The organism is Streptomyces sp. NPDC038707, assembly GCF_040636485.1.
Lineage (GTDB): Bacteria > Actinomycetota > Actinomycetes > Streptomycetales > Streptomycetaceae > Streptomyces.
In genome coordinates this window covers 322,028-343,387 of the sequence record NZ_JBEZUP010000002.1, presented here as the reverse complement: position 1 = coordinate 343,387, position 21,360 = coordinate 322,028, and the positions used below count along the sequence as shown (strand labels likewise).

Annotated in this window: 21 protein-coding genes; 10 read left to right on the top strand and 11 right to left on the bottom strand. The window is 71.9% G+C overall.

From position 1 onward, the window contains the following. Positions 1 to 3: 3 nt before the first annotated feature. The 3 genes from AB0E62_RS04170 to AB0E62_RS04160 all read right to left on the bottom strand — a co-directional run bounded on the left by AB0E62_RS04170 (position 4) and on the right by AB0E62_RS04160 (position 2,705). Positions 4 to 1,059, bottom strand: a complete 1,056-nt coding sequence (locus AB0E62_RS04170; RefSeq protein WP_362187721.1) for an AI-2E family transporter — start codon at positions 1,057 to 1,059, stop codon at positions 4 to 6. Positions 1,060 to 1,142: 83 nt separating this feature from the next. After that, positions 1,143 to 2,114: a pirin family protein gene (locus AB0E62_RS04165; protein WP_362187718.1), complete on the bottom strand. Its 972-nt coding sequence runs from the start codon at positions 2,112 to 2,114 to the stop codon at positions 1,143 to 1,145. 111 nt (positions 2,115 to 2,225) lie between these two features. Continuing rightward, on the bottom strand, positions 2,226 to 2,705 hold the full coding sequence (locus AB0E62_RS04160; protein WP_030609496.1) for an SseB family protein: 480 nt from the start codon (positions 2,703 to 2,705) through the stop codon (positions 2,226 to 2,228). Positions 2,706 to 3,015: 310 nt separating this feature from the next. Here AB0E62_RS04160 and AB0E62_RS04155 point away from each other — a divergent pair, with 310 nt between their 5' ends. The 3 genes from AB0E62_RS04155 to AB0E62_RS04145 all read left to right on the top strand — a co-directional run bounded on the left by AB0E62_RS04155 (position 3,016) and on the right by AB0E62_RS04145 (position 6,632). Beyond that, positions 3,016 to 4,842, top strand: coding sequence for an acyl-CoA dehydrogenase (locus AB0E62_RS04155; protein WP_362188099.1), 1,827 nt, complete (start codon positions 3,016 to 3,018; stop codon positions 4,840 to 4,842). 115 nt (positions 4,843 to 4,957) lie between these two features. Further along, positions 4,958 to 6,256, top strand: a complete 1,299-nt coding sequence (locus AB0E62_RS04150) for a M18 family aminopeptidase (protein WP_362187715.1) — start codon at positions 4,958 to 4,960, stop codon at positions 6,254 to 6,256. Between the two features lie 118 nt (positions 6,257 to 6,374). After that, positions 6,375 to 6,632, top strand: coding sequence for a DUF6458 family protein (locus tag AB0E62_RS04145; RefSeq protein WP_362187712.1), 258 nt, complete (start codon positions 6,375 to 6,377; stop codon positions 6,630 to 6,632). A 12-nt stretch (positions 6,633 to 6,644) separates the two neighbouring features. Here AB0E62_RS04145 and AB0E62_RS04140 read toward each other — a convergent pair whose 3' ends face one another. The 3 genes from AB0E62_RS04140 to AB0E62_RS04130 all read right to left on the bottom strand — a co-directional run bounded on the left by AB0E62_RS04140 (position 6,645) and on the right by AB0E62_RS04130 (position 9,967). After that, positions 6,645 to 8,465: a thioredoxin-like domain-containing protein gene (locus AB0E62_RS04140; RefSeq protein ID WP_362187710.1), complete on the bottom strand. Its 1,821-nt coding sequence runs from the start codon at positions 8,463 to 8,465 to the stop codon at positions 6,645 to 6,647. A 93-nt stretch (positions 8,466 to 8,558) separates the two neighbouring features. After that, positions 8,559 to 9,419: a calcium-binding protein gene (locus tag AB0E62_RS04135; RefSeq protein WP_362187707.1), complete on the bottom strand. Its 861-nt coding sequence runs from the start codon at positions 9,417 to 9,419 to the stop codon at positions 8,559 to 8,561. Between the two features lie 143 nt (positions 9,420 to 9,562). After that, positions 9,563 to 9,967 carry a cupin domain-containing protein gene (locus AB0E62_RS04130; protein WP_362187704.1) on the bottom strand — a complete coding sequence of 135 codons (405 nt, stop codon included), beginning with the start codon at positions 9,965 to 9,967 and terminating at the stop codon, positions 9,563 to 9,565. A gap of 51 nt (positions 9,968 to 10,018) precedes the next feature. Between AB0E62_RS04130 and AB0E62_RS04125 the strand changes: the two genes are divergently transcribed. Continuing rightward, entirely contained in the window at positions 10,019 to 11,020 is a 1,002-nt protein-coding gene (locus tag AB0E62_RS04125; protein ID WP_362187701.1) for a helix-turn-helix domain-containing protein, read from the top strand. A 42-nt stretch (positions 11,021 to 11,062) separates the two neighbouring features. Then, positions 11,063 to 11,557 (top strand): LURP-one-related family protein, encoded by a 495-nt coding sequence (locus AB0E62_RS04120; protein ID WP_362187698.1) that lies wholly within the window; start codon positions 11,063 to 11,065, stop codon positions 11,555 to 11,557. A gap of 29 nt (positions 11,558 to 11,586) precedes the next feature. Here AB0E62_RS04120 and AB0E62_RS04115 read toward each other — a convergent pair whose 3' ends face one another. Beyond that, on the bottom strand, positions 11,587 to 12,387 hold the full coding sequence (locus AB0E62_RS04115) for a carbon-nitrogen family hydrolase (RefSeq protein WP_362187695.1): 801 nt from the start codon (positions 12,385 to 12,387) through the stop codon (positions 11,587 to 11,589). Positions 12,388 to 12,571: 184 nt separating this feature from the next. Here AB0E62_RS04115 and AB0E62_RS04110 point away from each other — a divergent pair, with 184 nt between their 5' ends. Continuing rightward, positions 12,572 to 13,396 (top strand): maleylpyruvate isomerase family mycothiol-dependent enzyme, encoded by an 825-nt coding sequence (locus tag AB0E62_RS04110; RefSeq protein WP_362187692.1) that lies wholly within the window; start codon positions 12,572 to 12,574, stop codon positions 13,394 to 13,396. Between the two features lie 15 nt (positions 13,397 to 13,411). Here the strand turns inward: AB0E62_RS04110 and AB0E62_RS04105 are convergent, their stop codons facing one another. Together AB0E62_RS04105 and AB0E62_RS04100 are read right to left on the bottom strand one after the other, a co-directional pair. Beyond that, complete coding sequence (locus AB0E62_RS04105; RefSeq protein WP_362187689.1) at positions 13,412 to 14,719, bottom strand: MFS transporter; 1,308 nt, start codon at positions 14,717 to 14,719, stop codon at positions 13,412 to 13,414. After that, entirely contained in the window at positions 14,716 to 15,390 is a 675-nt protein-coding gene (locus tag AB0E62_RS04100) for a GntR family transcriptional regulator (RefSeq protein ID WP_362187686.1), read from the bottom strand. The genes AB0E62_RS04105 and AB0E62_RS04100 overlap by 4 nt, the downstream gene beginning before the upstream one ends. A 197-nt stretch (positions 15,391 to 15,587) precedes the next feature. Between AB0E62_RS04100 and AB0E62_RS04095 the strand changes: the two genes are divergently transcribed. From AB0E62_RS04095 to AB0E62_RS04080, 4 genes are all read left to right on the top strand, one after another. Next, positions 15,588 to 16,490: a D-alanyl-D-alanine carboxypeptidase gene (locus AB0E62_RS04095; RefSeq protein WP_362187683.1), complete on the top strand. Its 903-nt coding sequence runs from the start codon at positions 15,588 to 15,590 to the stop codon at positions 16,488 to 16,490. A gap of 101 nt (positions 16,491 to 16,591) precedes the next feature. Then, positions 16,592 to 16,939 (top strand): GntR family transcriptional regulator, encoded by a 348-nt coding sequence (locus AB0E62_RS04090; RefSeq protein WP_362187680.1) that lies wholly within the window; start codon positions 16,592 to 16,594, stop codon positions 16,937 to 16,939. Beyond that, the gene (locus AB0E62_RS04085) at positions 16,936 to 17,922 is read left to right on the top strand and encodes a DUF1648 domain-containing protein (protein ID WP_362187677.1); all 987 of its coding nucleotides are present in this window, start codon (positions 16,936 to 16,938) and stop codon (positions 17,920 to 17,922) included. The genes AB0E62_RS04090 and AB0E62_RS04085 overlap by 4 nt, the downstream gene beginning before the upstream one ends. A gap of 107 nt (positions 17,923 to 18,029) precedes the next feature. Further along, on the top strand, positions 18,030 to 18,860 hold the full coding sequence (locus AB0E62_RS04080) for a Bro-N domain-containing protein (protein WP_362187674.1): 831 nt from the start codon (positions 18,030 to 18,032) through the stop codon (positions 18,858 to 18,860). Between the two features lie 95 nt (positions 18,861 to 18,955). On the opposite strand, the gene AB0E62_RS04075 is transcribed toward AB0E62_RS04080, so the two are convergent. Then, complete coding sequence (locus AB0E62_RS04075) at positions 18,956 to 20,371, bottom strand: dihydrolipoamide acetyltransferase family protein (protein WP_362187671.1); 1,416 nt, start codon at positions 20,369 to 20,371, stop codon at positions 18,956 to 18,958. A gap of 10 nt (positions 20,372 to 20,381) precedes the next feature. Beyond that, positions 20,382 to 21,359 (bottom strand): alpha-ketoacid dehydrogenase subunit beta, encoded by a 978-nt coding sequence (locus tag AB0E62_RS04070; protein WP_362187668.1) that lies wholly within the window; start codon positions 21,357 to 21,359, stop codon positions 20,382 to 20,384. Position 21,360: the final 1 nt, after the last annotated feature.

Sequence of the window (21,360 nt, the reverse complement as noted above, 5' to 3'; positions counted from 1 at the left end):
GCGCTAGGGAGTGGCGGGGCCCTCCCGCGGGGGTCCGGCGCGGCGGTCGCGCAGTTCGGCCGCGACGCCGAAGGCCGCCGCGGTCACCGGTACCGCGAGGAGCATGCCGAGGATGCCCGCGACGGAGGCGCCCGCGGTGAGCGCCACCAGCACCACGGCCGGGTGCATCTGCACGGTCCGGCTCTGGATCACCGGTTGCAGCACGTGCCCCTCCAGCACCTGCACGGCGAGCACCACCCCGAGCGCCCACAGCGCGATCACGAAGCCCCGGTCGGCGAGGGCGACCAGCACGGCCACCGTGCCGGAGATGAAGGCGCCGAGATAGGGGATGTAGGCGCCGACGAAGACCAGCGCGCCGAGCCCGATCGCGCCGGGCACCCTGAGGACCAGCAGGCCGACGGTGATGCACAGGGCGTCGATGAGCGCGATGAGGGTCGTCCCGCGCATGAACCCCTCCACCGCGGCGAAGGCCCGCCGGGCGATGGCCTCCAGGGTGTCGGCGCTGTCGCCGGGCGCGAGGGAACGCAGTGCGTCCAGGGCTCGGTGGGAGTCGCGCAGGAAGAAGAAGACGAGCAGCAGCGCGAGGACGGCCATGGCGAGGGACTCGGCGACCACGCTGACCCCGCTGACGACGTTGGACGCGGCCGTCCCGCCGAACCTGCGCAGCAGCCCGGGCACCTTGGCGGTGAGGTCGTCCAGCCCGGTCCCGGAGGCCCCGAAGTGCCGCGCGACCCCCTTGGCGGCGTCCCGCAGCGAGGCGAGGATCTCCGCGCCGCTGTCGACGAGCGCGGCGACGACGATGTACACGGCGCCGCCGACGACGGCCACGACGGCGGCGCAGGTGAGGCCGGCCGCCAGCGACGCCTGTACCCCGGCCCGCACCAGCCACCGGTACAGCGGTCCGAGCAGCGCGGTGCCGAGCAGGGCGAGCAGCACCGGTGTGACGGCCGTGCGCAGCTCACCGCACAGCTGTACGCCGACCCAGCCCACCCCGGCGAGGAGCAGCAGCACGGCGCACCAGGCGGCGAGCCGGCGGACGGGTTCTGGCAGCGGTGGCACGCTCCCAGCCGATCACACGGACCGCCCGCTGTCCCGTCGCACGGGTCCGGACGGGCGAGGGGCGCCCGTCCGGACCCGAGGGATCAGATGCCGCCCTCGGTCATGCCGTGCACCGCCGGGACCTGCCCGAACCGGCCCTTCTTGAAGTCCTCGAAGGCCTGCACCAGTTCGTCCCTGGTGTTCATGACGAACGGGCCGTAGTGGGCCATCGGCTCCCGGATCGGCCGGCCGCCGAGGAGGACGACCTCCAGGTCCGGGGTGTGCGCGTCCTGCCGCTCGTCGGCGCGGACGGTCAGCGCGGAGCCGGCGCCGAAGACGGCCGTCTGGCCCGTGCGGACCGGGCGGTGCTCCGTACCGACGCTGCCGCGGCCCGCGAGGACGTACGCGAGGCCGTTGAAGTCCTCCCGCCACGGCAGGGTGATCTCCGCGCCCGGGGCGAGGGTCGCGTGGATCATCGTGATCGGCGTGTGGGTGACGCCGGGGCCCTGGTGGCCGTCCAGCTCGCCGGCGATGACGCGCAGCAGGGCGCCGCCGTCGGGGGAGGTGAGCAGTTGGACGGTGCCGCCGCGGATGTCCTGGTACCGCGGTGCCATCATCTTGTCCTTGGCGGGCAGGTTCACCCACAGCTGGAGGCCGTGGAAGAGACCGCCGGACACCACCAGGGACTCCGGCGGTGCCTCGATGTGGAGCAGGCCGGAGCCGGCCGTCATCCACTGGGTGTCGCCGTTGGTGATGGTGCCCCCGCCGCCGTGCGAGTCCTGGTGGTCGAAGACGCCGTCGATGATGTAGGTGACGGTCTCGAAGCCGCGGTGCGGGTGCCAGGGCGTTCCCTTCGGCTCGCCCGGCGCGTACTCCACCTCCCCCATCTGGTCCATCATGATGAACGGGTCGAGGTGGCGGTAGTTGATCCCCGCGAACGCCCGGCGCACCGGGAATCCCTCCCCCTCGAAACCGCTCGGGGCGGTCGTGACGGTCAGCACGGGACGTGCCACGGCGTCGGCGGGAGCGGTCACACGGGGCAGCGTCAACGGGTTCTCGACGGTCACTGCGGGCATGGCGGGTACCTCCTTGGTACGCCCACTTTAGTTGAGCGTTGAACTTCTCGCCACCGACAACAGAAGGGGCCCGGAGGGAATTCCCTCCGGGCCCCGCGACCGGGTGCCGGCTCAGCCGCCGCCGTACATGCGCCGCATCGCGAAGTCGACCATCTGCTCGACCGCCTTGGCGTCGAACACGATCCGGTGCTCGCCCTCCATGTCCAGGACGAAGCCGTAGCCGGTGGGCAGCAGGTCGATCACCTCGGCGCCGGTGATCACGAAGTACTTGGACTCCTTGCCCGCGTACCGGCGCAGCTCCTTCAGCGAGGTGAACATCGGGATGACCGGCTGCTGGGTGTTGTGCAGGGCGAGGAAGCCCGGCGTGTCGCCGCGCGGGCAGTACACCTTGGAGGTGGCGAAGATCTGCTGGAAGTCCTCGGCGGCCATCTGCCCGGTGGTGAAGGCGCGCACCGCGTCCGCGAGCGAGGGCGGGGACGGCTCCGGATAGAGCGGCGGCTGCTGGCCGTACCCGCCGACACCGCCCGGCATCTGCTGCTGCGGCGGGGCGTACTGCTGCTGAGCGCCCACGTTCTGGTCGTAGCCGTACATGAGGAGAAGCGTACCGAGCCGGCCCTTCACCCGGATGGCGTACGGCGTCGGTCCGGCGACGCGTCGCACCCGGCCCCGAGGCATCGACTCACCCGGACGGCGGAGCGCGCAGGCGTGTTCACAGGGCACTCGGAGGGGGCATGCACCTGGCGTGCGCGGGAGCTCGCGGCGGTGATTGAGACGCGTCACAGATGACCCGATCGGGGTTGCGTCTTATTACCGGCGGGTAGCATCATCGTAGCTACTTGTTGGTACGTGAACTAGGTGCGAGGAGTCAGTGCCTCGCCGATCCCTCTACGGAGCCGTCGCCATGGGGCACTACAAGTCGAATCTGCGCGACATCGAGTTCAACCTCTTCGAAGTACTCGGGCGCGACAAGGTGTACGGCACCGGCCCGTTCGAGGAGATGGACGTCGACACCGCCAAGAGCATCCTGGAGGAGATGACCCGCCTCTCGGAGAACGAGCTGGCCGCGTCCTTCGCCGACGCCGACCGCAACCCGCCGGTCTTCGACCCGGAGACCAACACCGCGCCGGTCCCCGAGTCCTTCAAGAAGAGCTACCAGGCCTACATGGACTCCGAGTACTGGCGCCTCGGCCTGCCCGAGGAGATCGGCGGCACCACCTCGCCGCGCTCCCTGATCTGGGCCTACGCCGAGCTGATCCTGGGCGCCAACCCGGCCGTGTGGATGTACTCCTCGGGCCCCGCGTTCGCCGGCATCCTCTTCGAGGAGGGCAACGAGGTCCAGAAGCACATCGCGAAGATCGCCACCGAGAAGCAGTGGGGCTCCACCATGGTGCTCACCGAGCCGGACGCCGGCTCGGACGTGGGCGCCGGCCGCACCAAGGCGGTCCAGCAGGAGGACGGCTCCTGGCACATCGAGGGCGTGAAGCGCTTCATCACCTCGGGTGAGCACGACATGTCGGAGAACATCCTCCACTACGTGCTCGCGCGTCCCGAGGGCGCCGGCCCCGGCACCAAGGGCCTGTCCCTCTTCCTCGTGCCGAAGTACCTGTTCGACTTCGAGACCGGCGAGCTGGGCGAGCGCAACGGCGTCTACGCCACCAACGTCGAGCACAAGATGGGCCTGAAGGCGTCCAACACGTGCGAGATGACCTTCGGCGACCGGCACCCCGCCAAGGGCTGGCTGATCGGCGACAAGCACGACGGCATCCGCCAGATGTTCCGCATCATCGAGTTCGCCCGCATGATGGTCGGCACGAAGGCGATCTCCACGCTGTCCACCGGCTACCTGAACGCGCTGGAGTACGCCAAGGAGCGCGTCCAGGGCCCGGACCTGGCGAACTTCATGGACAAGACCGCGCCCAAGGTCACCATCACCCACCACCCCGACGTGCGCCGCTCGCTCATGACGCAGAAGGCGTACGCGGAGGGCATGCGCGCCCTGGTGATGTACACCGCCTCGGTCCAGGACGCCATCCAGATCAAGGAGGCGACCGGCGAGGACGCCTCCGCCGAGCACGCCCTGAACGACCTGCTGCTGCCCATCGTCAAGGGCTACGGCTCCGAGAAGGCCTACGAGCTGCTCGCCCAGTCGCTGCAGACCTTCGGCGGCTCCGGCTTCCTCCAGGAGTACCCGATCGAGCAGTACATCCGGGACTCCAAGATCGACACCCTGTACGAGGGCACGACGGCGATCCAGGGCCAGGACTTCTTCTTCCGGAAGATCGTCCGCAACCAGGGCGCCGCGCTGAACTCCCTCGCCGAGGACATCAAGAAGTTCCTGGCGCTCGGCACCGGCGGCGAGGAGCTGGCCGGCGCCCGCGAGCAGCTCGCCAAGGCGGCCGTGGAGCTGGAGGCGATCGTCGGCCTGATGCTGACCGACCTGGCCGCCACCGAGCAGGACGCCAAGAACATCTACAAGGTCGGCCTGAACACCACCCGCCTGCTCATGGCCTCCGGTGACGTGGTCGTCGGCTACCTCCTCCTCAAGGGCGCCGCCATCGCCGCCGAGAAGCTGGCCACCGCCTCGGCGAAGGACAAGGCGTTCTACACCGGCAAGATCGCCGCGGCGAAGTTCTTCGCGGCGAACGTCCTGCCGGGCGTCACCCTCGCCCGCAAGGTCGCCGGCCATGTCGAGCTGGACCTGATGGAGCTGGACGAGGCCGCCTTCTAGGCCGCGGCGTTCCGGGCGTCCGGTTTTCCGACGTTCCGGACGTCCCCGTCGATTCCTCGCGCGGGCCCGCTCTCTTTCCGGGAGCGGGCCCGCGCACGTCGTTAAGGTGAATCCCATGAGCGCACCAGCCCGCTTCGACCGCGGCCACACCGACGACCTGATGTCCTTCCTGGCGGCGAGCCCGTCGCCGTACCACGCCGTGGCGAACACCGCCGAGCGACTGGAGAAGGCGGGCTTCCGGCAGGTCGCGGAGACGGACGCCTGGGACGGGACGCACGGCGGCAAGTACGTGCTGCGCGGCGGCGCGATCGTGGCCTGGTACGTGCCCGAGGGCGCCGAGGCGCACACCCCCTTCCACATCATCGGCGCGCACACCGACTCCCCGAGCCTGAGGGTCAAGCCGCGCCCGGACAGCGGGGCGCACGGCTGGCGCCAGGTGGCCGTGGAGATCTACGGCGGCCCGCTGCTCAACTCCTGGCTGGACCGGGACCTCGGGCTGGCCGGCCGGCTCACCCTGCGCGACGGCTCCTGTGTCCTGGTCAACGTGGACCGGCCGCTGCTGCGGGTGCCGCAGCTCGCCATCCACCTGGACCGCACGGTCGGCTCCGAGGGGCTCAAGCTGGACAAGCAGCGGCACCTCCAGCCGGTGTGGGGCCTCGGCGACGAGGTGCGCGACGGCGACCTCATCGCCTTCCTGGAGCAGGAGGCCGGGCTCACGGCGGGCTCGGTGACCGGCTGGGACCTGATGACCCACCCGGTGGAGCCGCCGGCCTACCTCGGCCGGGACCGGGAGCTGGTCGCCGGTCCGCGCATGGACAATCTGCTGTCCGTGCACGCCGGGGCCGCCGCCCTCACCGCCGTCGCGGCCTCCGGTGCCCCGCTCACCCGCATCCCGGTACTGGCCGCCTTCGACCACGAGGAGAACGGCTCCCAGTCGGACACCGGCGCCGACGGCCCGCTGCTCGGCTCCGTCCTGGAGCGCTCGGTCCTCGCCCGCGGCGGGTCCTTCGAGGACCGGGCCCGCGCCTTCGCCGCCTCGGTCTGCCTGTCCTCCGACACCGGTCACGCCGTGCACCCCAACTACGCCGAGCGGCACGACCCGACCCACCACCCGCGGGTCAACGGCGGCCCCATCCTCAAGGTCAACGTCAACAACCGCTACGCGACCGACGGTTCGGGCCGCGCGGTGTTCGCCGCGGCCTGCGAGAAGGCGGGCGTGCCCTTCCAGAGCTTCGTCTCGAACAACTCCATGCCGTGCGGCACCACCATCGGCCCGATCACCGCGGCACGGCACGGCATCCGCACGGTGGACATCGGCGTGGCGATCCTCTCCATGCACAGCGTCCGCGAACTGTGCGGCGCCGACGACCCGTTCCTCCTCGCGAACGCCCTGACGGCCTTCCTGGAGGGCTAGGTCCCGTCGTCGAACTCCCTGCGCGCGCCCGGGATTCGGCGACCGGGCCTAGCCGCGACCCCGCCGGGTACCCGGACGACACCGGAGATTCCGGAACCGGAAGGGGAGGCGAGGTCTCATGGGTCTCGGCGGATGCATCATCCTCATCGGCGTGGGGGCCATTCTGACGTTCGCGACCGACTGGCACATGAAGGGCGTCAACGTCACCGTCGTCGGCCTGATCCTGATGGCCGTGGGCCTGATCGGCATCGCGACGTTCAGCGGCATCGCCCGCCGCCGCCGCGTGGTCGTCCCGCCGACGACGCCGGTGGTGGAGGAGGACCCCCACCGCCACCACCACCGCGTCGACGGCTACTCGGACGGCTACGGCGTCTGACGTGCCGTCCGCCTACTGCTCGTCCATACCCGCCAGGACGAGCGGCAGGCGGTCCGTCCCGTCCGCCGCGAGGCGCAGCGGGACGCCCCAGTCCTGCTGGTGCACGTGGCAGGCGGGGTACTCGTTGGCGGGGTCGTCGTCGCAGGACGCGGCCATCGCGGAGACGTGCAGGACGCCCTCGGTCACGGCCGGGTTCAGTTCGAGGTCACGGGACAGGTCCGTGTCCGCCTCGTCGCCCTTGAGCAGCAGCTCGGGCGGGGTGGCGGAGACCAGCAGGCGGGTCGAGGGGCCGTAGCGGGTGTCGAGCTTCTGGCCCGCGGGCGCCTGGAAGATCACGTCCAGGCGGAGGCGGCCGGGGGCGACCTCGGTGGCCGCCCGCCGGGCGCGGTGGGCGACCGACTCCACGCGCACCGCTTCTTCGGGCAGCCGCAGCCGGGTCAGCCGGTGCCGGGCCGACTCCACCACCACGATGTCCTCGCCGGCGAGGACGGCGTCGCTGGGCTCGCGCAGATCGGTGGCGAGCGTGGTGACCTCGCCGGTGGCGGGGTCGTAGCGGCGCAGGGCGTGGTTGTAGGTGTCGGCGACGGCGACCGAGCCGTCCGGCAGCGCGGTGACGCCCAGCGGGTGCTGGAAAAGCGCCTGGTCCGCGGCGCCGTCCCGGTGGCCGAAGTCGAACAAACCGGTGCCGACGGCGGTGTGCACCCGCCCGTCGGGGTCCACCCAGCGCAGGGCGCTCGTCTCGGAGTCGGCGAGCCACAGCCGGCCGGCGGTTGCCGCGAGGCCGGAGGGCTGGGCGAACCAGGCCTCGGCTCCGGAACCGTCCACCAGGCCCTCGTTGGTGGTGCCGGCCGCCACGGCCACCGTCCCGCCCTCGGGGTCGTAGGTCCACAGCTGGTGGACGCCCGCCATCGCGATCCACACCTTCCCGCCGAAGACCGCCACGTCCCACGGGGAGGAGAGATCCACCTCACGGGCCGGACCGGAGGTCGCCGAGCCCTGCCACCACTGTCTGCCGGTGCCCGCCAGAGTGGTCACCTCACCGGTGGCGGGGTCCAGGCGGCGCAGGGCGTGGTTGACGGTGTCGGCGACCACCACCGAGCCGTCGTCCAGCAGGGCCAGCCCCTGCGGCTCGTTGAAGGACGCCTGGTCCGGGCCGCCGTCGGCGAAGCCGCGCGCGCCGGAGCCGAGCCGCCGCACGACCGTCTCGGCGTCCTCGGCCAGCTCCACCAGCTGATGCCGGGTGGTGTCGCTGACCAGGAAGTTCCCCGACGGCAGCAGCAGCGCCTTGCCGGGGAAGCGCAGCGACGTCGGCTCGGGCTCCGGCGGCACATAGGGGCCGTCGCCGCGGCGCAGGGTGCCCTTCGCCCCGTGCTCGGCCTCCAGCTCCCCGACCAGCCGCTCGATGGCGTGCGCGTGGCCCTCGCCGGCGTGCTGGGCGACGACGTAGCCCTCGGGGTCGATCACCACGAGGGTGGGCCAGGCGCGCACCGCGTACTGCTTCCAGGTGGCCAGCTCCGGGTCGTCCAGGACCGGGTGCGCCACGCCGTAACGCTCGACGGCGTCCACGACCGCCCGGTGGTCCGCCTCGTGCACGAACTTCGGCGAGTGCACCCCGATCACCACGAGCGTGTCCCGGTGCTTCTCCTCCAGCTCGCGCAGCTCGTCCAGGACGTGCAGGCAGTTGATGCAGCAGAAGGTCCAGAAGTCCAGGAGGACTATGCGTCCGCGCAGGTCGGCAAGGGTGTACTGCTGGCCTCCCGTGTTCAGCCAGCCGCCCTTGCCGATCAGCTCGGGGGCGCGTACTCGGGCGCGTCGGGGTGCGGGGTCGTTCATGGATCCAGGGTGCCACCTGGCGCCGACGGACGTTCCGGCGCCTGTGGACAACCCCGCTGACGCGCCCCGGGCTGTGGACGACGGGCCGGGTCGTCAGTCCTGGCGGACCACGTTCCGGCCGGGGCCGCCGGACAGGGTGTCGCGGCCCGGGCCGCCGTAGAGCCGGTCGTTGCCGCTGTTGCCGTAGATCCGGTCGTTGCCGCCGTTGCCGTACAGCACGTCGTCGCCCTTGCCGCCGTACAGCTCGTCGGCGCCGGCGCCGCCGGTGATCCTGTCCTTGCCGTCGTCGCCGGTCAGGTACTGGGAGCCGGCACCGCCGTGCAGCGTGTCGTCGCCCTTGCCGCCCTGCGCGATGTTGCCGCCGCCGGCCGCGGTGATCGTGTCGTTGCCGTCGCCGCCCCAGGCCAGGCCCTCCTTGCCGACCGTGAGGGTGTCGTTGCCCGCGTCGCCCGAGACGTAGGCGCCGTCCAGACGGCCCGAGTCGGTCGCCTTGTCGTTGCCGGCCCCCAGGGAGATCTGGGCGTAGGAGTAGATCTGGTCGGTGTCGTTCCTGTACGCGACCGTGTCGTCGCGGTCGCCGAGGTTCATGACCAGGGCGGCGTAGGGGTCCTGGCTGTCCACACCGGTGACCGTGCAGGAGACCTTCGTGCGGTCCGCGGCGACGGGGTGGCCGCAGCCGTGGCCCGCCTCGACCGGCACCACGTCGTCGATCAGGTAGACGGTGCCCGTGCGGTCGGCGGTGAGCGACGCGGTGACGGTGGCCTTGTTGGCCTGTCCGGGGGCGGCCTGGTAGGTGAGCTGCCAGTCGTACCCGTTGACCTCGGCGGTGGCCGGCGCCGTGGCGGCGCCGGCCGGGCCGGCCAGGGTGAGCGGTACGGCCAGGGCCGTACCGAGGACCAGCGTCGCCGCCGAGACGGCGTGGAGCACCCGGCGGCGGGCGGGACGAGCGGGCATGGGAAACCTCCGAGAGGACGTGCGCGGTCGTGCCTTACGCACCTTCCGACTCGCGTCCCGCCCGCCCGGTTGGGCAACTTCCGCAGGAGAACGCAGAGTTCATCCGCGCGTCAGCCGGCGGCCGGGTGGATTCCGCCGCCCGGTCAGGCCAGGGCGTGGCCCGTCGTGGCGTCCACGTGGTCCGGCACCTCGTCGTGCCGGTCGCCCACCGAGAGGGTGCCGGTCGGCTCGAAGAGCATGATCTCGGTGGGCACGCGCGCGTACGGCCTGTGCTCGGTGCCGCGCGGGACGGTGAACACCGCGCCCTTGGGCAGCACCACCGTGCGCTCGCCGCCCGGCTCGCGCAGGCCGATGTGCAGCTCCCCGGACAGGACCAGGAAGAACTCGTCGGTGTGCTCGTGGACGTGCCAGACGTGCTCGCCCTCGACCTTCGCCACGCGCACGTCGTAGTCGTTGACCGTGGTGACGATGCGGGGGCTCCACCGCTCGGTGAAGGAGGCGAGGGCCTGATCGAGAAGGACGGGTGCGGTGTGTTCCGTGTGTGCCATGTGCCCATCGTGGGGGTGGCCGGGACGCCGTACGAGTGCTAGGAATCGCATATGCCGCAAGGATCCTCGCACGCCCCGCACCGGGTCGTGGTGCTCGTCGACGCGGGCGTCAACCCGTTCGAGGTCGGCGTCGCCACCGAGCTGTTCGGGCTGCCCCGGCCGGAGCTGGGGCTCGACGCGCCCCTGTACGACGTGACGCTGTGCGCGCCCGCTCCGGAGATCCGGATGAACCACGGCTTCTTCACCATGAGCGGCCTACCCGGCCTGGAGGCGGTGGACACGGCCGACACCCTGATCGTGCCCGGCCGCCCGGACAACGTCGTCCCGCGCGGCCCGGACGTGCTGGCCGCGATCCGGCGCGCGCACGCGCGGGGCACCCGGGTCGTCAGCTTCTGCACCGGCGGCTTCGCGCTCGCCGAGGCCGGGCTGCTGGACGGCCGCCGGGCCGCCACCCACTGGATGTGGGCGGACACCTTCCGGGAACTGCACCCCGCGGTGCTGCTGGAACCCGATGTGCTGTTCGTCGACGAGGGCGACATCCTCACCGCCGCGGGCAGTGCCGCCGCGCTCGACCTCGGGCTGCACCTGTGGCGCCGCGACCACGGAGCCGAACCGGCCAACACCGTCTCCCGCCGTCTGGTCTTCGCCGCCCACCGCGACGGCGGGCAGCGCCAGTTCGTGGAGCGCCCGGTGCCCGAGGTGCCCGACGAGTCCCTCGGACCGCTGCTGGCCTGGGCGCAGGAGCGGCTGGACGAGCCGCTGACCGTCGCCGATCTCGCCGCCCGCGCGGCCGTCTCCCCCGCGACCCTGCACCGCCGCTTCCGCAGCCGGCTCGGCACCACCCCGCTGGCCTGGCTCACCGGGGAGCGGGTGGCGCTGGCCTGCCGGCTGATCGAGCGGGGCGAGGAACGGCTGGACGTGGTGGCGGCGCGCAGCGGTCTGGGCACGGCGGCCAATCTGCGCGCCCGGCTGCGCGAGGCGACGGGGCTGAGCCCGTCGGCGTACCGCAAGCGGTTCGGCGGAGCGCCCCGGCAGGACGCGCCCGTGGGATGACGGTCTGTGAGGATCGCCCGCCCCGGGGGAAGCCTGACCCGTATGAGATTCCTCGTACGCGACCGGATCCTCGGCATCGGTGACGACTGGTGGATCGAGGACGAGCACGGCCGGAAGGTCTACCTCGTCGACGGCAAGGCCATGCGGCTGCGGGACACCTTCGAGCTGAAGGACGCCGAGGGCCGGGTCCTGATCGACATCCACCAGAAGATGTTCGCGCTGCGCGACACGATGGTGATCGAGCGGGACGGCGAGGTCCTCGCCCGGATCCGGCGCAAGCGGCTGTCTCTGCTGCGCCACCACTACCGGGTGGCCCTGGTGGACGGGACCGAGCTGGACGTCAGCGGCAAGATCCTGGACCGAGAGTTCGCCGTCGAGTACGACGGCGAACTCCTCGCGGTGATCTCCCGCCGTTGGCTCGCCGTCCGCGACACCTACGGCGTCGACGTCGTCCGGGAGGACGCCGATCCGGCGCTGCTCATCGCGGTCGCGGTGTGCGTGATCCACCTCGCCGAGAAGGAGGGCGAGGAGGACTGACCCCGGGCCCGGCGCCGGCCAGGGGGTGCTCAGCCCCGGTGCCGGGGCGGCTCCAGCCCGAGGACCCGGTCCTTCAGCGCCGGGAACTGCGCGCGGGTCGCGGCCACCTTCGCCGGGTCGAGGTCGACCGTGAGGACCTCCTCGCCGGAGCCGGCCTCCGCGAGCACCTCGCCCCACGGGTCCACCACGATCGAGTGACCCGCCTGGGGAACTCCGGCGTGGGTCCCGGCCGTTCCGCAGGCGAGCACGAACGCCTGGTTCTCCACCGCCCGTGCCCGGGCCAGCAGCGTCCAGTGCGCGCGTCGCCGTTCGGGCCAGCCCGCCGGGATGACCAGCGTCTCGGCGCCGGCGTCGACCAGTGAGCGGAAGAGTTCGGGGAAACGGAGGTCGTAGCAGGTGGCCACGCCGAGCGTGGTGCCGGGCAGCCGGACCGTCACCAGGTCGTGGCCCGCGCCCATCAGCACGGCCTCGCCCTTGTCGAAGCCGAAGCGGTGGATCTTGCGGTAGGCCGCGGCCAGTTCACCGGAGGGGGAGAAGACGAGGGAGGTGTTGTAGAGGGGGCCCTCGGGGTCCCGTTCCGGGATGGAGCCCGCGTGCAGCCACACGCCCGCGTCGCGCGCCGCCGCCGCCATCGCCTCGTACGTCGGTCCTTCCAGCGGCTCCGCCTCGGCGCCGAACTCCTCGTAGGCGAAGGCGCCGGTGGTCCACAGCTCCGGCAGGACGACGAGGTCGGCGCCGCTCTGCTCGCGCACCAGCGCGGCCATGCGCCGCCGCCGGGAGCCGACCGGTTCGCCCTCGTCCACGGCTGTCTGGATCAGCGAGGCGCGCACACTACCACCGTCCTGGGTCTCGAGTCGTCCATACGGGCCTACGATCGTCACACGAAAGCACTGCCGGGGTGCCTTTCCGCAGCGTAACTTAGCGACTCAAGACACCCGCCGAAGTGCAGCAGCCGTCCGCCGGCAACAGCGCCGTCAACCCGCCCGTGTACCGACCGCCGAGGGGTCCCGTTCCGTGAGTCTGCATCCCACTCTCCAGCCCTACGCCGACGCCTGGACGCACTCCATCGAAGCGATATCCGAGATGGCGCAGTCACTCGTCGAGGGCGAGTGGAACCGGCGGACCCCGTGCCCCGGCTGGTCGGTGCGGGACATCATCTCGCATGTCATCGGCATGGACTGCGAGATGCTCGGCGACCCGCGCCCCATCCACGCGCTGCCGCGCGACCTCTTCCACGTCACCACCGAGCACCAGCGCTACATGGAGATGCAGGTCGACGTCCGCCGTCATCACACGGCGCCGGAGATGACGGCGGAGCTGGAGTACACGGTCATCCGCCGGGGCCGCCAGCTGCGGAACGAGTCCCGGGACCCGGGCACCCTGGTGCGCGGCCCGCTCGGCAAGGAGATCACCCTGGAACAGTCCTACCGGATCCGGGCGTTCGACGTGTGGGTGCACGAGCAGGACCTGCGTACGGCCCTCGGCCGCCCCGGCAACCTGGACTCGCCGGGCGCGTACGTCACCCGGGACGTGCTGCTGGAGGCGCTGCCCAAGGTCGTCGCGCACGACGCGAACGCCCCGCGCAGCTCGGCCATCGTGTTCGACGTGCACGGACCGGTCGAGTTCCTGCGCACCGTCCGCGTCGACATCCAGGGCCGGGGCACGGTGGAGACCGTGCCCGCCCTCGGCCCGGCCGCCACGCTCACCCTCGACTGGGAGACGTACGTCCGCCTGGCCTGCGGCCGGGTCACCCCGCAGGCGGTGGCGGACCGGGTGAAGACGGACGGCGACCAGGACCTGGCGGCCGCGATCCTGCGCCACTTCGCGGTGACGCCGTGACCCGGCCGCGCCGCCCTACGCGGGAACGTGCACCGTCTCTATCCGGCTGGAGATCAGCCGCTCCCGCTCCCGCCGGGCCGCCCGCCCCCGCAGCCTGAGGATCTGGCTCACCCCGAGCGCCTGGAGCACGAACACGGCGCTGAACGCCACGGTGTAGTCGTCCCCGGTCGCGTCCAGCAGCACGCCGATCGCGAACAGCGTCGTCATGGAGGCGAGGAAGCCGCCCATGTTGGTGATGCCGGACGCCGTGCCCTGCCGCTCGGGCGGATTGGCGGGCCGGGCGAAGTCGAAGCCGAGCATGGACGCCGGCCCGCAGGCGCCGAGCACCGCGCACAGCACCAGCAGCAGCCACATCGGCGCGTGCCGTCCCGGGTAGGCCAGGGTCGCCGCCCACAGCAGCGCGGTCGCGCCCACCGTGCCCAGCGCCAGCGGCAGCCGGGCCGCGTGGTGCCGGGCCACGATCTGACCGTAGACCAGGCCGATCACCATGTTGGACAGCACGACGAGGGTGAGCAGTTCACCGGCCGTGGCACGGCTGAGGCCCTGTGCCTCGACGAGGAACGGCAGGCCCCACAGCAGCAGGAACACCATCGCCGGGAACTGGGTGGTGAAGTGCACCCACAGGCCCAGCCGGGTGCCCGGCTCGGCCCAGGCCGCGGCGATCTGCCCGCGGACGTAGGCCGCGCCCCGGTGCGGGGACGGTTCCGGCTCCTGCCCCTCGGGGTGGTCCTTCAGGAACAGCAGGGTCAGCACCAGGACGACCGCGCCCGCCAGCGCGCTGCCCGCGAACGCCGGGGTCCAGCCGATGCCGTGCAGCAGCCGGGCCAGCACCAGGGTGGAGACCAGGTTGCCGGCCATGCCGACCAGCCCCGCGAGCTGCGCGACCATCGGGCCGCGCCGGGCCGGGAACCAGCGGGTGCCCAGCCGCAGCACGCTGATGAAGGTCATCGCGTCACCACAGCCCAGCAGCGCCCGGGAGGCGAGCGCGGTGCCGTAGGACGGGGAGAAGGCGAAGCCCAGCTGGCCGGCGGTGAACAGCAGCGCGCCGATGCTCAGCACCTTCTTGGTGCCGAGCCGGTCGACCAGCAGGCCGACGGGTATCTGCATGCCCGCGTAGACCAGCAGCTGGAGTATGGAGAAGGTGGACAGGGCGGAGGCGCCCACGTGGAAGCGGTCGGCCGCGTCCAGGCCGGCCACCCCCAGCGACGTCCGGAAGATGACGGCGACGAAGTAGACCGCCACGCCTATGGACCAGACGGCGACCGCCCGGCGGCCCCCCGGGGGGTCTCCCGGGAGGGCGGTGCCGCGCACCGCGGCGCTCATCGGACCTCACCCCGCGCGAGGTTCGAGAACCAGCTCACGTGCCGGTGCACGACGCCGACGGCCGCCTCCGCGTCCCCGGCGCGCAGCGCGTCCAGGATCTCCTCGTGCTCGGCGAGCGTCTTGGCGATCCGGTCGGGGTGGGAGTGCATGACCGCGACGCCCATCCGCAGCTGACGGTCGCGCAGTTGGTCGTAGAGCCGGGAGAGGATCTCGTTGCCCCCGCTGCGCACGATCTCGGCGTGGAAGGAGCGGTCGGTGACCGCGGCGGCGGCCAGATCACCGGCGGCGGCCTGTGCCTTCTGCCGCTCCAGCAGCTCGGTCAGCCGCTCCAGCAGACCCGGCGGGGCGGGTACGGCCTTGCGGGCCGCGTGCTCCTCGACCAGCAGCCGGGTCTCCACCACGTCCGCGATCTCCTGCGCGGAGACCGGCAGCACCAGGGCGCCCTTCTTCGGATAGAGGCGGAGCAGCCCCTCGGCCTCCAGCCGCAGCAGCGCCTCCCGCACCGGCGTGCGCGAGACGCCGACGGCCTCGGCCAGCTCGCCCTCGGTGAGCAGGGTGCCGCCCTCGTAGCGGCGGTCGAGCACCCCCTGCTTGACATGGGCGTACACGCGGTCGGCGGCGGGTGGCTGCTTGAGGGACTGGGACGCGGGGTGCTCGACGGCCGTTCTCATGCCCACAGGATAGATACAACACGTACGCAAGTGAGGGCGCGTCCACCATGCGGACCGTCGCGGCCGGGAACCGCCCCCGTCCCGGCAACCGCACAACCTTCTGTGCTACTTACGTGTCACACACATGCGGCCCCCTTTCGCGCCCACCTCAACTCGGCCGCAGCACTGGGGCATTCGACACATTCGGGGTACATCAGTTGATTACCGGCATTACGGGTACCAGTCTCCGCAGGGCCGCCGTCGTCACCGTCACCGCCGGCGCGCTGGCCGCCACCGGTGCCCTGACCGCGGCGCCCGCACAGGCCGTCACCGCGCCCTCGATCGTGGCCAAGGGCGGGTACCTGATGAACAACGCCAACAGCTCGTCGCTGTACACGAAGAAGGCGGACACCCGGCTGGCCACCGGTTCCACCACCAAGATCATGACGGCCAAGGTCGTGCTCGCGCAGTCGAACCTCAACCTCGACTCCAAGGTCACGATCCAGAAGGCGTACAGCGACTACGTCGTCAAGAACAACGCCTCCCAGGCCCATCTGATCGTCGGCGACCAGGTGACCGTGCGCCAGCTGCTGTACGGCCTGATGCTGCCGTCCGGCTGCGACGCCGCCTACGCGCTCGCCGACAAGTACGGCTCCGGCTCGACCCGCGCGGCGCGCGTCAAGAGCTTCATCGGCAAGATGAACACCGCCGCCAAGAACCTGGGCCTGAAGAACACCCACTTCGACTCCTTCGACGGCATCGGCAACGGCAGCAACTACTCGACGCCGCGCGACCTGACGAAGATCGCCAGCAGTGCGATGAAGAACTCCACGTTCCGCACGATCGTCAAGACCAAGACGTACACCGCCAAGACCCGCACCAAGTCGGGCGGCACCCGCACGATGGCCCCGTGGAAGAACACCAACGGGCTGCTCAGCAGCTACAGCGGGACCATCGGCGTGAAGACCGGCTCCGGCCCGGAGGCCAAGTACTGCCTGGTCTTCGCCGCGACCCGGAAGAACAAGACGGTCATCGGCACCGTCCTCGCCTCCACCTCCATCGCCAACCGCGAGGCGGACGCGAAGAAGCTCCTCAACTACGGCTTCGCCCGCCTGGGCTGATCCCGCGTCACTCCCCGAAGGGGCCCGTCGCCCGCCGCGACGGGCCCTTTCGCTGCGCCCGGTTCCCCGATGACACGCATGGTGCTAGTTTCATTGGCACCATGCTGCTGCGTCTGGACACGACCGACACCCGCCCGCTGCACGAACAGGTCGCCGCGGCGATCCGGCGGGCCATCGCCGAGGGCGAGTGCCGCGCGGGCGACCGGCTGCCGTCCGCCCGCGATCTCTCCGCGGCCCTGGACATCAACGTCAACACCGTGCTGCGCGGACTGCGCGAGCTGCGGGACGAGGGCCTGCTGGAGTTCCGGCGCGGCCGGGGCATCACGGTCGCCGAGGGAGCGGCCCGGCGTTCCGGCCTCCAGATCAGGGTGCGTGAGCTGGTCGCGGAGGCGTCCCGGCTGGGCTACAGCAGGACCGACGTCATCGACATGATCAGGGGGTCGGCATGAGACGCGCGGAGACCGGGCCGGCGTCCCGGGGCGGTACGGCGCGGTGGTGGTCCACCGGCGCGGTGGTGGGCGTCACGGCCGTCCTCGCCGGACTGCCCCTGGCCGTGCAGGGCCGGCTCCCCGGCCGGCTGGCGACCCACTGGAGTGCCGGTGGCAGTCCCGACGGCTCGCTGCCACTGTGGGCGGCCGCCCTGGTCCCGGCCGGCGTCTGGCTGCTCACCGTCCTCGCGACGAGCGTGCGCCGGCGCGACACCGATCCCGCCGCGCGCTCCTGGCGGCCCATGGCGCTGGCACCCACGGGGGCGGTGCTCGTCGGCGCCCAGGTCTCCATCGTCCTGGCCAACCTCGGCCGCACCGACTGGCACCAGGCCCGTCAGCCGGTGCTCGCGGTGGTGCTGCTCGGGGTTCTGGCGGCGCTCGCCGCGGTGGCCGCCTGGCGGTTCGCGCCACGGCCCGCCGCCGTCCCCGCCGCCGCCCCCGTACTGGAGGTACCCGAGGGCGAACGCCTGGTGTGGTTCTCCCGCGCGGCGAACTCCTGGCTGCGGCTGCTGGCGGCGGTGGGGGTGCTGGTGGCCGGCGTCGCGCTGGTCGCCCTGGCCTTCGGTCTGGCCGACCCCGCCACGCTGTGGCCGGTGTTCGTCTGCTCCGCCGTCGTCGCGATCGCCGTCGCCACGTTCTCCTCGGTCCAGGCGAAGGTGTCGGAAGCGGGACTGGAGGTGTCGTTCGGCCCGCTCGGCTGGCCCGTCCGCCGCTGGTCCCCGGCCGCCATCGAATCCGCCCGCGCCGAGCGGCGGCGGCCGGCCCAGGTCGGCGGCTGGGGCTACCGGATCAGCGGCCTCGGCACGACGGTCATGCTCCGCGCCGGCGAGTGTCTGGTCATACGGCCCCGGGGCCGCCGCTCCGACTTCGCGGTGAGCGTGGACGACGCGGAACGGGGCGCGGCCCTGCTGAACACCCTGCGCGCCCGGCTGTCCACCGACTGACCGAGCTACCTCGCCGGCCCTCCTTTTGTCACCCACATGCCGCTGATTCACCTGTAATCACGAATATCAGCTACGCGGCGACCGGAGCCCGCGTCCGCCGGCTCACCATGCCGGACGGAAGCCATTGGTTCCCGGCGGTGGACGTGTGCAAGGAACTCGGGCACAGCAACCCGCAAAAAGCGCTCTCGGACCATGTCCCGGAAGCCCACCGAGAGTCTCTCGAGACCCTAACTGGAGGTTACGGTCTCAGCGTTCCCGCAGGTAGGGAGTGGCGCCGAGACATGAATCTGATCTCTCTCCAAGGTCTCATCCTGCTCGTCAACGCCTGCACCAAGCCGGCCTGCACGCCCTTCAAACTCTGGGCCGCCGAAGTCATCGAGACCGTGCAGAGGGAGGGTTCCTACACTCTCGACAAGGCCGAGGTACAGCCCGCCGATCCGGGGGCGCCCATCGCCTACGCCATGCCGGAACAGGTCGCGGAGGCCGTCGTCCGGCTGGAGGCGCACAACCTCCGGGTGGACGAGGAGCTGGCGAACGGGCAGCGGGAGTCGATCGAACTGCAGAAGGCCACGCTCGCCGTACAGCAGGCCATGGTGCGGGCGGTGGAACGGATCGCGGACCGGCTCGACGGACTCGCCCTCCCGCGCCCCACGCCCGGCGCTCACCCGTCGGCACCGCCCACCACGGAGACCCTGCTGGCCGACTGGCGGCAGCGGCTGTCCGTGACGGCGGACGTGTGGGCGGTGGCCGTCGTCATCGCCCCGGTCCTGGTCGAGAAGGGGGAGCTGCGCGAGCCGCTGGAGTCCATCGCGGCGCGGACCGGACTGTCGGTGCACCGCGTCAACGAATGCCTCCGGCTGCTGCGCAAGCACGCCTGCATCCGCTCACGGGGCGGCGCGGAGGACGGGGCACCGGTGTACGTGCTCAACCAGGGCTGACCAGGGCTGACCGGGGCCGGATGACGAAGGGGGCGGTCGCAGGACGAAGTTGCGGCCGTCCCCTTCGCGTGTCAGAGGTTACCCGCCGACGGGCCTCATCCCCAGGTGATCAACCGCTTCGGCTGCTCCAGGACCGCCGCCACGTCCGCGAGCACCTTCGAGCCCAGTTCGCCGTCGACCAGGCGGTGGTCGAAGGAGAGGGCCAGGGTGGTGACCTGGCGCGGCTTCACCTTGCCCTTGTGGACCCACGGCTGGAGCTTGATCGCGCCGACGGCGAGGATCGCGGACTCGCCGGGGTTCAGCAGGGGCGTTCCGGTGTCGACGCCGAAGACGCCGACGTTGGTGATGGTCACCGTGCCGCCCTGCATCGCCGCGGGTGAGGTCTTGCCCTCGCGGGCCGTCGTCACCAGTTCACCGAGCGCCTCGGCCAGCTGCGGGAGCGTCTTGTCGTGCGCGTCCTTGATGTTCGGGACGATCAGCCCACGGGGGGTGGCCGCCGCGATACCCAGGTTGACGTAGTGCTTGAGCACGATCTCCTGGCCGGCCTCGTCCCAGGAGGCGTTGATCTCCGGGTTGCGCTTGATGGCGACCAGCAGGGCCTTGGCGATCAGCAGGAGCGGGTTGACCCGCAGGCCCTGCATGTCCTTGTCCTGCTTCAGCTCATCGACCAGCCGCATCGTGCGGGTCACGTCCACCGTCACGAACTCGGTGACGTGCGGCGCCGTGAACGCCGAGCCGACCATCGCCTGGGCGGTGGCCTTGCGGACGCCCTTGACCGGGACACGGGTCTCCCGCGCGGTGTCGTACGACACCGCGGGCGCCGGGGCCGCGGGGGCGGCGGCCGGCGCTGCCTGGGCCGGCGCCGCGGCCGGGGCCTGGGCGACCGGTTCGTCGGTCCGCACCGTGGCCGCCGCGTGGACGTCCTCGCGGGTGATGACGCCGTCCGGGCCGGACGGGGTGATCACGGCCAGGTCAACGCCCAGGTCCTTGGCCAGCTTGCGCACCGGGGGCTTGGCCAGCGGGCGGGGCTTCTCGGCGACCGTGCCGCCGTGGCCGTTCAGCTCGGCCTGGACCGCCTGCGCCGGTCCCGGCACGCCGGCCTGGGGGCCCTTGCGGGGGCGGCGCTTGGTCGAGGTGGTGGCCACGCCGTAGCCGACCAGGACGGGCTGGCGGCCCGTCGGCTCCGGCTCCTCCTCGGCCGGGGCGGGCTCCGCCGCGGGCTGCCCGCCAGGGGCCTCGGACGCGGCGGCGCCGGCCACGGCGACCGTGATGATGGGCGTGCCCACGTCCACCGTGGTGCCCTCGGGGAAGCGCAGTTCGCGGACCACGCCGTCGTAGGGGATGGGCAGTTCCACGGCGGCCTTCGCCGTCTCGACCTCGCACACCACCTGGCCGTCGGTGACCGTGTCACCCGGCTGGACGTACCACTTGAGGATCTCGGCCTCGGTGAGCCCCTCGCCCACGTCGGGCATCTTGAACTCGCGTACGGACGCATCCGTCATCGTCGTCACGTCCCTCTCCTCAGTACGCCAGCGAGCGGTCGACGGCGTCGAGCACGCGGTCCAGGTCGGGCAGGTACTCCTCCTCCAGGCGGGCCGGCGGGTACGGGGCGTGGTAGCCGCCGACCCTGAGGACCGGTGCCTCCAGGTGGTAGAAGCAGCGCTCGGTGATCCGCGCGGCGATCTCCGCGCCCGAGCCGAAGAACACCGGTGCCTCGTGCACCACGACCAGGCGGCGGGTCTTCTCCACCGACGCCTGGAGGGTGTCGAAGTCCAGGGGGCTGACCGAGCGCAGGTCCAGCACCTCCAGGTGCCTGCCCTCCTCGGCCGCCGCCGCGGCGACCTCCTGACAGAGCTTCACCATGGGGCCGTAGGCCGCCAGGGTGAGGTCGGTGCCCTCACGGACCACGCGGGCCGTGTGCAGCGGGGCCGGGATCGCCTCGGGGTCGACCTCGGCCTTGTCCCAGTAGCGCCGCTTCGGCTCGAAGTAGATCACCGGGTCGTCGCTCTGGATGGCCTGCTGCATCATCCAGTACGCGTCCGAGGCGTTCGACGGGGAGACGATCTTCAGGCCGGCCACGTGGGCGAACAGCGCCTCCGGCGACTCCGAGTGGTGCTCGACCGCGCCGATGCCGCCCCCGTAGGGGATGCGGACGACGACCGGGAGCTTGACCTTGCCCAGCGAGCGGGCGTGCATCTTGGCGAGCTGGGTGACGATCTGGTCGTAGGCCGGGAAGACGAAGCCGTCGAACTGGATCTCCACCACCGGGCGGTAGCCGCGCAGGGCCAGGCCGATCGCGGTGCCGACGATGCCGGACTCGGCCAGCGGGGTGTCGATCACCCGGCTCTCGCCGAAGTCCTTCTGCAGCCCGTCCGTCACCCGGAAGACACCGCCGAGCTTGCCGACGTCCTCGCCCATGACCAGGACCTTGGGGTCGGCGTCCAGGGCGCGGCGCAGCGACTCGTTGATGGCCTTGGCCATCGCCATCTTCTCGGCCATG

What these genes read in the sequence shown, in the direction of transcription:
- AB0E62_RS04150 (WP_362187715.1), top strand. Translation starts at nt 4,958, where the DNA reads ATGAGCGCACCAGCCCGCTTCGACCGCGGCCACACCGACGACCTGATG.
- AB0E62_RS04155 (WP_362188099.1), top strand. Translation starts at nt 3,016, where the DNA reads ATGGGGCACTACAAGTCGAATCTGCGCGACATCGAGTTCAACCTCTTC.
- AB0E62_RS04090 (WP_362187680.1), top strand. Translation starts at nt 16,592, where the DNA reads ATGCTGCTGCGTCTGGACACGACCGACACCCGCCCGCTGCACGAACAG.
- AB0E62_RS04145 (WP_362187712.1), top strand. Translation starts at nt 6,375, where the DNA reads ATGGGTCTCGGCGGATGCATCATCCTCATCGGCGTGGGGGCCATTCTG.
- AB0E62_RS04120 (WP_362187698.1), top strand. Translation starts at nt 11,063, where the DNA reads ATGAGATTCCTCGTACGCGACCGGATCCTCGGCATCGGTGACGACTGG.
- AB0E62_RS04165 (WP_362187718.1), bottom strand. Translation starts at nt 2,114, where the DNA reads ATGCCCGCAGTGACCGTCGAGAACCCGTTGACGCTGCCCCGTGTGACC.
- AB0E62_RS04135 (WP_362187707.1), bottom strand. Translation starts at nt 9,419, where the DNA reads ATGCCCGCTCGTCCCGCCCGCCGCCGGGTGCTCCACGCCGTCTCGGCG.
- AB0E62_RS04160 (WP_030609496.1), bottom strand. Translation starts at nt 2,705, where the DNA reads ATGTACGGCTACGACCAGAACGTGGGCGCTCAGCAGCAGTACGCCCCG.
- AB0E62_RS04130 (WP_362187704.1), bottom strand. Translation starts at nt 9,967, where the DNA reads ATGGCACACACGGAACACACCGCACCCGTCCTTCTCGATCAGGCCCTC.
- AB0E62_RS04085 (WP_362187677.1), top strand. Translation starts at nt 16,936, where the DNA reads ATGAGACGCGCGGAGACCGGGCCGGCGTCCCGGGGCGGTACGGCGCGG.
- AB0E62_RS04080 (WP_362187674.1), top strand. Translation starts at nt 18,030, where the DNA reads ATGCCGGACGGAAGCCATTGGTTCCCGGCGGTGGACGTGTGCAAGGAA.
- AB0E62_RS04105 (WP_362187689.1), bottom strand. Translation starts at nt 14,719, where the DNA reads ATGAGCGCCGCGGTGCGCGGCACCGCCCTCCCGGGAGACCCCCCGGGG.
- AB0E62_RS04100 (WP_362187686.1), bottom strand. Translation starts at nt 15,390, where the DNA reads ATGAGAACGGCCGTCGAGCACCCCGCGTCCCAGTCCCTCAAGCAGCCA.
- AB0E62_RS04140 (WP_362187710.1), bottom strand. Translation starts at nt 8,465, where the DNA reads ATGAACGACCCCGCACCCCGACGCGCCCGAGTACGCGCCCCCGAGCTG.
- AB0E62_RS04125 (WP_362187701.1), top strand. Translation starts at nt 10,019, where the DNA reads ATGCCGCAAGGATCCTCGCACGCCCCGCACCGGGTCGTGGTGCTCGTC.
- AB0E62_RS04070 (WP_362187668.1), bottom strand. Translation starts at nt 21,359, where the DNA reads ATGGCCGAGAAGATGGCGATGGCCAAGGCCATCAACGAGTCGCTGCGC.